The following is an 11,885-nucleotide window of genomic DNA, read 5'->3' as shown; positions in this document are numbered from 1 at the left end:
TCAAATATGTAACAGTATTTACAAAGTTGTAAGCGTTAATACCCGGTGCTCACCTATTCGGAGACGGTATATCCCTTTCCATTGGGAACCAGCCTGTAGGTTTTAATGCTGAGAGAAGAATCGGTATGACACTTTCCGGTTTTAATATTGAACCTGTTCCCGTGACCCGGACAGATTATATCGTCCCCGAGCAGCGCCCCCGCCGACAAGGGATTACCCTGGTGAGGGCACTGATTGTCTGTGGCATATAGCTCGCCCTTCAGCTTGAAGACGGCTATCTCCTTTCCCTCTATGATTATGGGTTTGCCTGTCCCCTCGACGATTTCGTCTTTGTATATCAAGTCTCCGGCCTTCTTCTCCGCCGTTTCAATGACGGAAGGCTCGGGGTTGTCGGGATAGATCAACTTGTCCAACTGCTTTCTGAATTTATCGAATGCACCAAATTGAACGAGGCTCTCCAGTATATATGTCAGTTCGCCGCAAGGGACGTTTTCCATAATTTTGATGCTGGGCTTGGCCTTGGCTCCGGATTCGCCCCCTATGAATACATCCACTGCATCCACCAGTTCGCCATCCACTTTTATCTTCTTGCCAAGGAGGCCGATCTCGGCTACCGTATGGTTCCCGCAGCCCGACGGGCATCCCGACCAGTTAATACTCTTCGGATGAAAATTGGGCAGCCTCTCTTCGAGCTCCTTTCCAATTTGCAGCGCCCTGTTCTTGGTTTCTATTAACGCCATGTTGCAGTACTCGATCCCGGAACAGCTCGTTATGCCCCGCATTATCGGAGAAGGATACGGGGTTAGCTCCTGCAGCAATTTTTCCGATAGTATTCGGTTCACGTTACGATCCGGCACATTCGGAATGATGACATTCTGTTGAGTGGTCAATCTTATTTCACCGTCACCGTAAATATCGGCGAGGTGGGCCAGCTCGTACATTTGTTCACCCGTCAATCTCCCGACAGGCACTTTCAGGCCGATATAATTGAGCTGTGCGTTGTTCTGCGGGAAAACGCCGATATGGTCGGTATCCATGTTATAACACTTATTCGTACCGGCATTCATGAGCGGCCTGCCCAGGCTCGTTTCCAGGGCTTCCCTGAATTTTTCCATTCCCCATTCTTCGATAAGGAAAAATAATCTCGCTTTGTTTCTCGCGTCTCTCCTTCCGTTGTCGCGATATATTATTACGATTGTTTTACATACCTCGGGGGCCTCTTCAGGCGTTACGAACACATCCAGGGCCTGGGCGGTTTTTAACCCGCCCGATCCATTCTTGCCCCCTATCAGTATATTGAAACCGTATTTGGGCGAGCCGTTTATTATTTTTTCGGCCGGAACGAGCGCGATATCCTGTGTCCCGGTATTTGTACAATTTTCCATGCACGCCGTGATAGTTACATTCATTTTTCTCGGAAGGTTCGTGTACTCCTTGTTGCCGACAAAAAGCTCGTTAAACCGTCTTACGACCGTAGAAGCTTCGAAAAGCTCGGTCCTCGAGATCCCGGACACTGGGCAGCCTACGACATTCCTTATATTGTCCATCCCGGTCTGTAGAGTAAGCAGATCGGCGTTATTGAGAAGCTTCAGGACCTGGGGGATATCGTCCGTCTTTATCCATCTCAGCTGAATTTGCTGCCTGGTCGTGATGTCGGTCGTACCGCGGCCCATATTATTCACGATCCACGATATTGTTTTGAATTGGTCCGAGTTCAGGATACCGTTCGGTATCCTGACCCTTATCATGAAGAATCCCGGGGTGTGCTTTCTGAAGAATACGCCTATCCATTTCAGCCTCTCCAGATCATCCTGTGTGATCGAGTGAAATCCATCCAGGGCAAGTCTTTCAATTTCGGCGCCGATATCGAGACCGTCCTTTTCCTGCTTTATTATCTCGATCTTGTTTAATTTCGTATGTCGTGACATCTTCGATCTCCCCTTCATTATGAGATATTTTTTCTGCAGCTTCCTGACAACACCTGTTCTCCGGGACCCCGTGCCCCGACCGGCGCGCTTCATCCGGCCTTTTAAGGTCACGATCCGGGGAAGGGGCCTCAATCAATTGCCCTTCTTTCCAGCTCTCGGATCCATCTTCAAACCTTTCAAGCTTCCAGATAGGAGCTCTGGATTTAACTTCGTCGATAATGAAATCTATGCCGCTCAGGCCCTCTTTTCTATGACCGGACTCCACGCTGACAAAGAAGGCTGTCTCACCAACCTTCACATCCCCCAGCCTGTGTTTGATAATGACACCGTTCAGTCCGAACCGTTCGACGGCGGATACAACAATCTGATTTATCTCTTTCTCGGCCAGGCTCTCGTACGCGGAATAGTATATTGACGACACTCTTTTTATTCTGACTTCATTATCCGTGCGGGCGATGAACCGGTCGTTTCTCACGACTCCTTTAAACGTAATCACCGATCCCGTGCCGGCAGGCTGCCGCCTCGAAAGGCTTTCGAGGAAAGCGGTGTCGACCGGCTCCCATGTCAGGTAGGAGTAACCGCCACCCGACACGGGAGGCAAAAGAGCGATTTCATCGGACGCGCTTACGGTGTCGTTATCGTCGGCTATATCGTGGTTCCTGACGACCCTGAATTTTTCGTGCCTGAGAGCGGGGTAACGTGAATATATAATGTCCAGCAGACGCGCGACACTGCAGTCTCCATCGTCAATGACGGCGGATATAACTTTATTCTCCGTAATAGAAGCCAGCCTGCCGAATAAGAGGACATTAATTGTCATTTCTTGCTACAAAAACCTCCCGCTGATGTATGGTTCCGAATAATAAATCAACGTGCCGGCCGGAAGCGCATACGCGTATCCGCCTTTAACAGCGCAGATCGATCCGGAGAGTTCGTTCCTGTCGATTCTTATCCCGGACTCAATAGCGGCTCTTGTATAATCGATCATTCCAGTCACAAGTGTTCTCTACCCGCCTATCTGCGACATGGTCCTTTCGGGGCGCAAAAAGCCGGGCCGGTTAATCATGTGCCCCCTTTCCTTCTTCGATACAGCTTCGATAATAAGCTCCATGATTTCGGCGTCCCGAGCCCCTTCCCTCAACGGCTTCATCAGGTCTGTTTCCGTATGCGAGAAGAGGCAGGTCCTCAGCTTTCCGTCGGAAGTGATTCTCACGCGGTTGCAATGCTCGCAGAAAGGCTCCGATACGGAGCTGATAAATCCGATACGCCCGACGCCGTCTTCGAATCTGAAAACATCGGCGGGCCGGGTTTTCCTACCTTCGGAATCGGGTATGAGCCTCATCCCGAATCCGCTCTCGATAGTCCTTCTGATCTCGTCCGACCTGACGACTTTCTGGACATTCCATTTGTCGTCACTGCCTAACGGCATGAACTCTATGAATCGTATGACGAAGTTGTTCTTTCTTCCGAGCTCGGCGAAATCGAGAATTTCATTATCGTTAAAACCCCTTATAAGAACGACGTTGATTTTCACGGGGTTCATGCCGACTTCGACCGCCCTCGCAATGCCCTTCCTGACATCTTCGTAATAGTCCCTCCTGGTCACTGTGCCGAAGCTTCCCGAATACAGCGAGTCCAGGCTGATATTAATCCTTTTTAAGCCGGCACGGTATAAAGCGGCAGCCTGCTCGTTAAGGAAATAACCGTTCGTCGTGAGCGAGATGTCTTCTATTTTTTCAATGTCTCTCAGCATGCCGACCAGGCTGCTTAGCTCCTTTCTGATAAGCGGCTCTCCGCCCGTGAGACGTAGCCCGGTTATTCCCAGCTCCGAGAAAATATTGGTGATCCTGAATATCTCCTCGAAGCTCAGTATATTTTTTTTATCGAGCCACTTCATACCACGGGCGGGCATGCAGTAAACGCATCTGAAATTGCAGCGGTCCGTAACGGATATCCTGAGGTTATCGATAACTCTTCCGAACGAATCTTTAAGCAATTCCGAACCTCCTTACCGGGCCGCCCTGCATTCCGCAAACAGCTCCTTTACCTCTTCGAGACAGGAGCCGCACGTGACCGCTACCTTGAGCCTGTCTTTCAGGGCCTCCACGCTGGATGCGCCGTTTTTCACGGCCTGTTTTATTTCAAATTCCGTGACGGACATGCACGAGCAAACCACTCTGCCGGTCGGGAGCTTTTCCTTGAATTTCCCCGAGAGCAGTGTGTCCCTGTACTTGCTGATATCCGATTTTTCTCTCGCGAGCCTCAGCACTTCCTCGGCCCCCGTCACATCGCCCATGTACAGCCCGCCCGCTATCCTGTTATCCCGTATCACTATTTTTTTATAAACGGCCTGCGATTTATCCAGGTAGCTGATCACGTTGGTCCTTTCGTCGTCGGCGTTGAATTGCCCGAAGGTAACTATATCGAGCCCGAGAAGGGTGAAGCGGTTCGCATCCATCGTCTGGTCGTAGCGCGCGGTAGGATCGCCGCAGAGACACCTCGACAGCACCTCCGACTGAAGATCGAGCAGCTCACTGTCTTCCGCCATGACTCCCTTCACCTCGGCGGCCCTGCCCATCGTATAGACGTCCGGCAGATTGGTCTCCAGATGCTCCCCCGCGCATATGCCCCTGTTTACGAGAAGACCTGTCCTGAGCGCCACATCGAGGTCGGGCCGTGTTACGGATTCGACGAAAACGAGGTCTGCCTCAATCTCTACGCCGTTTGCCGTGACGAGAAATTTATTGTTATCCGACGCTGTTATTTCGCCGATTTCGGCCCCGAGGATGATGTTAATCCCCTTTTTCCTCAGTTTTTTATAAAGGAGCCGGGAACCGAGGTAGTCGACGTATTTATCGAGCAGTATATTCCTCGGGCTTATAAAACTGACCTCTTCCGCGCCGCGCATTTTCAGGAATTCCGCTGTTTCGAGCGAGAAGGGCTTCGTCCCGACTACAACCGCCTTCCCCAGGACATGCTCCCGTGCAATATGCATCTTCGCGTCATTGAAGGAATCGAACACCCTGATACCCATGCATGAAAGACCCTTGATCGAGGGAAGATACGTCTTGTTCCCGGGCGCGAACACGAGCTTGTCGTAATAGAAAAACGAGCCGTCGGCAAGCCGGATTTTTCTGTCTTTTATATCTATATCCACGGGAGACTGTTTGACGCTGCCGTTTGGGGCATTGCCGGACATGCCGAGAATGGTAACGTTCGCATTGGCGTTTAAGCCGGATATCCTGAGCGCGAGCTCGTTCGAGTATGAATCGTCTCCGATAATTACGATGTCGAGCTCGTCGTCGAAAAATTTCTTGCTCACCCTGACTGCGCACGCCTTGAACTCGGGCTGGTGCGACAGACGATCTGTCTCTTCGACCGTCAACAGGTTGGCCCTGCCGCTCTCCCCCATGAGTCTCCCCCAGTGAAAGGGCATGAAAACGCTTCCCCGTTTTATCTTGTCCGTCAGGCTGCATTTCAGCACCGCTTTTCCCCTTCTCGATTCGAGCAGCGTGAGCTCGCCGTCTTTCAGCCCGTACCGCTCCGCATCTGCGGGGTTTATATCCAGAACAGGCTCGGGCTCGCTCATCATGAGGCTCTCCACCTTGCCCGTCTTGGTCATGGTATGCCACTGATCCCTGATCCGCCCCGTAGTTAAAACGAGCGGATATTCGTCGTCCGTCGCCTCTTTCTGGGAGATATATTCCGCAGATATGAACCGCGCTTTCCCTGAATCAGTATGAAATTTTCCTTCCGTATATAATCTCGGCGTACCGGGATGTCCGGCCTCTGGACAGGGCCATTGAAGCGGGCCCTCATTTTTAAGTCTCTCGTAAGTGACGCCCGAGATATCGACATCCCGCCCTTTATTCAGTTTTTTATATTCCTCGAAAATGTCCTCCGCTTTTTCGTAGTCGAAGTACTCCCTGAGCCCGATTTTCCGTGCGAACAGCGTGAAAATCCGCCAGTCCGGGAGGGCCTCCCCAGGCGGCTCAACCGCTTTAGATATATAAGCGATCCTTCTTTCCTGGTTCGTCATCGTCCCTTCTTTCTCACTGAACCCCGCGGCCGGCAGCACGATGTCGGCATATACGGAGGTATCGGTCGGATGAAAAATATCCTGTACGACTACGAGCCCGGCTTTTTTAAGCGCCCTCTCGACCTTCGAGCCGTTGGGAAGCGACACGACGGGATTCGTGCATATTATCCACACGGCCTTGACGACGCCTTTTTCCATTTCATCGTATATATCGACCGCCGTAAGACCCACGGCCGGAGACAGCTCTTCGACTCCCCACACACCTGCGACTTCCCTCCGGTGTTTTTCGTTCGCCACGTACCTGTGGCCCGGAAGTATATTCGCGAGTCCCCCCGTCTCCCTGCCGCCCATGGCATTGGCCTGCCCCGTGAGAGAAAACGGGCCTGCCCCCGGTTTGCCTATATTCCCGGTCATTATGGACAGGTTCAGAAGGGCGTTGTTTTTATCCGTGCCCGAGCTGCTCTGGTTAAGCCCCATCGCCCAGAAGGTCATGGCCGCCCGGGACCTTCCGAATGTAAGCGCGGTTTCGATAATGAGATCGGCCGGTATTCCGCAGATGCCGGATACTTTTTCCGGGGGGTATGACTTAACGCATTCCTTTAGCGCGTCGAATCCTTCGGTGTACGAGTTTATGTATTCATAATCGACCAGGCCATGCTCGATCAGCACATGCGCCATTGAATTCAGAAGGGCCACGTCCGTCCCGGGCTCGAGCGGGATGAAAATATCCGCTATACCGGCCGTCGATGTTTTGCGCGGATCGGCCACTATTATCTTGAGAGCGTCTCCTTTTTTTTCCTTTTCTTCCGCGAGCTGCATGAAAACGACCGGGTGGCAATAAGCCATGTTCGAGCCAATGATGAAAACGCAGTCCGTATGCCGGAGGTCTTCGTAAGAGCACGGCGGCGCGTCGACGCCGAAGGCCCTTCTGTAACCCATGACGGCGGAGGACATGCAAAGCCTGGAATTGGAATCGATATTGTTAACCTTGAGGAAGCCCTTGGAGAGTTTGTTTACGACGTAGTAATCCTCTGTCAGGAGCTGCCCGGATACATAGAACGCAATCGACTCCGGACCGTATTCTTCGAGCAGGGAGTTGAATTTATCCGCTATCGTTCCGAGCGCGTTGTCCCACGTCGTCGATGTGAAGGCGGATTCCTTGGAATCCCTTATGAGCGGATGCCTGACGCGGTCGCGGAGGTGGATCGTATTGTGCAGGTTAAGGCCTTTCGAGCAAAGCTTCCCGCGGTTGGAGGGATGTGAAGGGTCTCCCCTGACTCCCGTCACTCTGCCATTTCCCGTTTGCAGTATGACGCCGCAGCCGACCCCGCAATAGGGACATACAGTTTTGTGCTCACGCAAATTCATTGAGCTCAATTTTGCCGACTCCAAGTGAATATATTGCTAACCGCCGCCGAGCAAGAGGTTCTGCCTCTTTCCGTTGATTACCGCGTTACTCCTCAACAGGTCATAGATGTCCCGGTATTGGGTCGTATCGCCAAGGAATATCGCACCTTCAATCCTGTTTTCTTTCAGCACGATTTTCTTGTAAATGCCGATTGCGGGATCCGAATATATCAGGTCTTCGCAATCATCCCCGCCCGCATGGTTGCCGATGGAAACGAGGTTGATACCCGCAATTTTCAATACGGCGCTGAGAGGCGATTCCTCGAAGGTTCTCAAGCCGCTTCCGACAAGCGAATCCGCGACGACACGGGCCTGTTCGGTCAGGGGCTCGAAAAGTCCGTAAACCATGCCCCTGTGCTCGACGCATTCCCCTATTGCATAAATATCTTCGCGGCTCGTTTCCAGAAAATCGTTCACGACTATGCCTCGCCTGACCATTATCCCGGCATTCCCGGCGAGCTCGGTATTGGGCCTTATCCCCGTGCAAATGAGGAGCATGGCCGCTTCGACCACTTCCCCGGACTGGAGCTTTATCCCCGTAACCGAATCTTCTCCGAGTACCTCCTGAGTGACGGCGTTCATTCTGAATTCGAGGCCCGTCTTTTCCAGCAGCATCTGGAGTATGATCCCGGAATCGTAGTCGAGCTGCTGCTCCATAAGGTGCTCCGTCAGGTGAACGACCGTAACGTCCATCCCGTTGTCTTTAAGGGCCTTTGCCGCCTCCAGCCCGAGGAGGCCCCCTCCTATAACGACCGCGTTTTTCCGGTAACGCGAAATCTCGGACATCGACCAGACATCCTCGATGGTTCTGTATACATAAACCCCCTTTTTATCCACACCTTTTATAGGCGGTATGAAGGGCACGCTTCCCGTAGCCAGCAGGAGCTTGTCGTAGCCGGAGAAATATCCGTTTTCCGTGAAAACCGTTTTCCTTTCGGTGTCGATTCTCGTCACGGGGGATCCCGTAAACAGCCTGATCCGGTTTGTCTCGTACCATGCCCTGTTTTTTGTATTGAGCTGCGAGAAGCTCCTCTTGCCGGAGAGAACTTCGGACAGCATGATTCTGTTATAGCTGTGCGACGGTTCGGCCCCGAATACTACAATTTCATAGCCGTCGTTTTGAATCCGGAGAATCTCCTCGACGGCGGCCTGCCCGGCCATGCCGTTACCCACTACGACGAGTCTGCGAAGCGTTTCTTTCATATTTCACGATCCGCTAAATCCAATCCACCGGAATGCAGGGATGGAAAAAAGTCGCTATGCATAAGAATTTACCGGGCAGCTTTCGATTTCCCGCCCCTCCAATTCTGAATCGAGCTCGATATATATGAGCCCATTACGGACCTCGGTCCGAATCGTACGTGTATAGCCCTCGTCCGGCCCGACGGCCTCCCCGCTCTCAAGGGAAATGTTCCAGTTATGGAGCGGGCAGCTCACGCAGTTTCCGTGCACGATTCCCTGCGACAGCGGACCGCCTTTATGAGGGCATTTATCGATCAGGGCGAATATGGAGCCGTTCGATGTTTTGAAAACCGCAATGTCGTCGCATCTCGTCTTGACTACCCTTGCCCCCAGAAACGGAATGTCATCGACGTGTCCTACCGAAATCCAGTTCTTTCTCATACACCTATCCTATTTTGGCCAAAGCAGAGTATTCGTGAATGTCCACCCCTCCGGATGCTCGCTCGCTCCAGGGGTCTTTCTGTACAAATTGCTGGGAGAATCTGAACTTTCCGGCCAGCCGTTCCCGTTTATCCTTGTCGTTTACGATTTGGTCGGTTATGTGCCGGAGCCCTACCCTTTCGATCCACGGGGCCGTACGTTCGAGATAATGAGCCTCCTCGCGGTAGAGCTGTATGAAAGCCTGGCAGTACTCCTCTACTTCCTCTTTGGTTTCCGCCTTGCAGAGAAAATCACTAGCCCTTACCTTCATGCCCCCGTTGCCTCCGACATAAATCTCCCACCCGGAATCGACGGCCACGATTCCGAAATCCTTGATCGTGGCCTCGGCGCAGTTGCGCGGACATCCTGAAACGGCCATTTTGAATTTATGAGGCATCCAGGAGCCCCAGGTTAGCTTCTCGAGGTCGATCCCCATGGACATCGAGGCCTGTGTTCCGAACCTGCACCACTCCGACCCCACGCAGGTTTTAACGGTTCGAAGCGCCTTGCCGTAGGCGTGCTCCGAAACCATCCCGGCGTCGTTCAAATCTTTCCAGACGGCCGGGAGGTCCTCCTTTTTCACCCCCAGCATGTCTATCCTCTGCCCCCCAGTTATCTTCACCGTCGGGATTTCGAACTTCTCGACCACATCCGCTATAGCCCTTAACTGTTTCGCCGTGGTAAGCCCGCCCCACATTCTCGGCACGACGGAGTATGTGCCGTCCTTCTGGATGTTTGCGTGCACACGTTCATTTATGAAACGGGATTGATTATCGTCGACATATTCGCCCGGAAAAGCGCACAGCAGGTAGAAATTCAGCGCAGGTCTGCATTTGGAGCAGCCGTTCGGCGTTTTCCACTCCAGCTCCTGCATTACCTGGGGGATCACCTTGAGCTCCTTGAGCAGTATCAAATGGCGAACGTCTTCATGGCTATAATCCGTACAGCCGCACATCGGCGTTGACTCCGGGGCCTCGAACGAATCCCCGAGGGTAAGCTTTAAAATCTGCCGAACGAGTCCCGTACAGGAGCCGCAGGACGCGGACGCCTTGGTATAAGAGCGGACGTCGTCCACGGAAGTAAGGCCATTTTTTTTAATGCTGTTAATTATCTCTCCCTTGCAGACGCCGTTACACCCGCAGATCTCCGCGTCTTCGGAAAGTGCGGAAACGGCGGCAAGAGGGTCCGTCGAATCGGCTCCGACTGCGAGCGATTGTCCGAAAATTATATGCTCCCTGATATCGTCTATCCTGTTCCGGTCCTTGATTAACTGAAAGTACCACGGCCCGTCGTCCACGTCCCCGTACAAAACGGCTCCCGCGAGCCTCCCTTCCGATATAACGAGGCGCTTGTACCGGCCCTTTCTCGCGTCTCTGAAAACGAGGTCTTCCACTTCGGGCCCTTCCTCGATGCTGCCCGCGGAAAAGACGTCTACCCCGCTCACCTTGAGCTTGGTGAACGTAACGGAGCCCTTGTATTTATTTTCGCCGCCGCTCATATTCGCGGCGAGCACCCTTCCCATCTCGTAGAGCGGCGAGACGAGGCCATATGTAACACCCCTGTGCTCCGCGCATTCTCCGATAGCGTATATTGACGGGTCCGACGTCTGGAGCATATCGTTGACCTTTATGCCCCTGCCGCATTCGAGCTCCGCCCTCTGCGCAAGCTCGGTATTCGGATAAATACCGACAGCCATAACCACGAGATCGGCTTCTATTTCCGTACCGTCCACCAGCCTGACCGATTCCACGCGCTCACCGCCGAGGATCGATTTGGTGTCGGCCCCCGTATATATCGTCATGCCGCGTTCTTCCAGCTCTGACTTCAGCAGATAACCCGCCGATTCATCCAGCTGACGCTCCATGAGCCAGTCGGCCTTGTGAAGGATCGTGACGTTCATTCCGTTCAGATTCAGTCCGTGAGCGGCCTCGAGCCCCAGGAGCCCTCCGCCGATCACGACGGCATCCCGATACTTTTTCGACGCGGCGAGCATTTGATCGACATCGCCCATATCCCGGAACGTGAGAACCCCGGGCAGATCGTTTCCGGGAAGCGGAAGGAGAATAGGTTTAGAGCCGGTGGCCAGCCAGAGCACGTCGTATCGAAGCTCTCTTCCTTTTTCGCTCACTACGATTTTCTCGGATCGGCGGATGCCTATGATTTTCTCGGAGGTATATAGCGTAACGTTGTTATCTTCGTACCACTTACGGTCGTTTATAATAATATCTTCGAAGCTCTTTTCCCCCGCCAATACGGGGGACAGCATAATCCTGTTGTAATTTACGTGCGGCTCGTCTCCGAAAACCGTTACATCGTATTTATCCGGCACGCGCATCAGGAGCTCTTCGAGAGCCTTCATGCCGGCCATCCCGTTCCCGATTACTATCAAGCTTTCTTTCACTATTGTTAAACCTTTGAAATCCAGAGATCGAGTCTTAGGGTGTATGTTTTGCAATAGCCGTGCCAGTCATGTACGGCATGACCCTCCGAGCCGAAGCATTTTTAAAATGCATATGCAGGGATGCCGGATTCACACGATAAAAGTCCTATGCGGGGGCTGGATGCCCGATAAAAAAACACGGCTGCCTGTATTTTGTTCAGATTATTTTCCAAAGCAGGGCTTTTCTTCCTTAAAACACAAACCCGGGACAATCTGGTAATTCATGGATTAAATAAAAATCGGATTTTTCGATGGACAGCATGGAAGTAGGACTTGGGGAATGCTGTCAATATTGTCAGCATACAAACAATATTGTAGGCAGTTGGACAATGCGAGTTACAATGGATGCCGATTGAAGCAACCTCTCTCCCCATGCAAGCACGAGTAGAGTGGAAAAATGGACGCATTA

General features: G+C 52.5%; 7 protein-coding genes. All 7 read right to left on the bottom strand.

The genetic code is table 11. The features are described 5' to 3' along the window. Positions 1-53: 53 nt before the first annotated feature. The 7 genes from PKC29_00980 to nirB all read right to left on the bottom strand — a co-directional run bounded on the left by PKC29_00980 (position 54) and on the right by nirB (position 11,437). Positions 54-1,946 carry a nitrite reductase (NAD(P)H) small subunit gene (locus PKC29_00980; protein HML93984.1) on the bottom strand — a complete coding sequence of 631 codons (1,893 nt, stop codon included), beginning with the start codon at positions 1,944-1,946 and terminating at the stop codon, positions 54-56. Further along, complete coding sequence (locus PKC29_00975; GenBank protein ID HML93983.1) at positions 1,849-2,748, bottom strand: molybdenum cofactor biosynthesis protein MoaE; 900 nt, start codon at positions 2,746-2,748, stop codon at positions 1,849-1,851. The genes PKC29_00980 and PKC29_00975 overlap by 98 nt, the downstream gene beginning before the upstream one ends. A gap of 186 nt (positions 2,749-2,934) precedes the next feature. Further along, the gene (moaA, locus tag PKC29_00970) at positions 2,935-3,924 is read right to left on the bottom strand and encodes a GTP 3',8-cyclase MoaA (GenBank protein HML93982.1); all 990 of its coding nucleotides are present in this window, start codon (positions 3,922-3,924) and stop codon (positions 2,935-2,937) included. A gap of 12 nt (positions 3,925-3,936) precedes the next feature. Beyond that, positions 3,937-7,335 carry a formate dehydrogenase subunit alpha gene (gene fdhF / locus PKC29_00965; protein ID HML93981.1) on the bottom strand — a complete coding sequence of 1,133 codons (3,399 nt, stop codon included), beginning with the start codon at positions 7,333-7,335 and terminating at the stop codon, positions 3,937-3,939. Positions 7,336-7,371: 36 nt separating this feature from the next. After that, positions 7,372-8,577 (bottom strand): FAD-dependent oxidoreductase, encoded by a 1,206-nt coding sequence (locus tag PKC29_00960; protein ID HML93980.1) that lies wholly within the window; start codon positions 8,575-8,577, stop codon positions 7,372-7,374. Positions 8,578-8,631: 54 nt separating this feature from the next. After that, on the bottom strand, positions 8,632-8,997 hold the full coding sequence (gene nirD, locus PKC29_00955) for a nitrite reductase small subunit NirD (GenBank protein HML93979.1): 366 nt from the start codon (positions 8,995-8,997) through the stop codon (positions 8,632-8,634). A gap of 4 nt (positions 8,998-9,001) precedes the next feature. Then, positions 9,002-11,437, bottom strand: coding sequence for a nitrite reductase large subunit NirB (gene nirB, locus PKC29_00950; GenBank protein ID HML93978.1), 2,436 nt, complete (start codon positions 11,435-11,437; stop codon positions 9,002-9,004). Between the last annotated feature and the right edge of the window lie 448 nt (positions 11,438-11,885).

Source organism: Thermodesulfobacteriota bacterium, from assembly GCA_035325995.1.
Lineage (GTDB): Bacteria > Desulfobacterota_D > UBA1144 > Nemesobacterales > UBA2774 > JADLGH01.
This window is presented reverse-complemented; position numbering and strand designations above follow the sequence as displayed.

Bases quoted from the DNA above. Each gene is read 5' to 3' on its own strand.
- PKC29_00980 (HML93984.1), bottom strand. From the start codon at position 1,946: ATGAAGGGGAGATCGAAGATGTCACGACATACGAAATTAAACAAGATC.
- PKC29_00975 (HML93983.1), bottom strand. From the start codon at position 2,748: ATGACAATTAATGTCCTCTTATTCGGCAGGCTGGCTTCTATTACGGAG.
- fdhF (HML93981.1), bottom strand. From the start codon at position 7,335: ATGAATTTGCGTGAGCACAAAACTGTATGTCCCTATTGCGGGGTCGGC.
- PKC29_00960 (HML93980.1), bottom strand. From the start codon at position 8,577: ATGAAAGAAACGCTTCGCAGACTCGTCGTAGTGGGTAACGGCATGGCC.
- nirD (HML93979.1), bottom strand. From the start codon at position 8,997: ATGAGAAAGAACTGGATTTCGGTAGGACACGTCGATGACATTCCGTTT.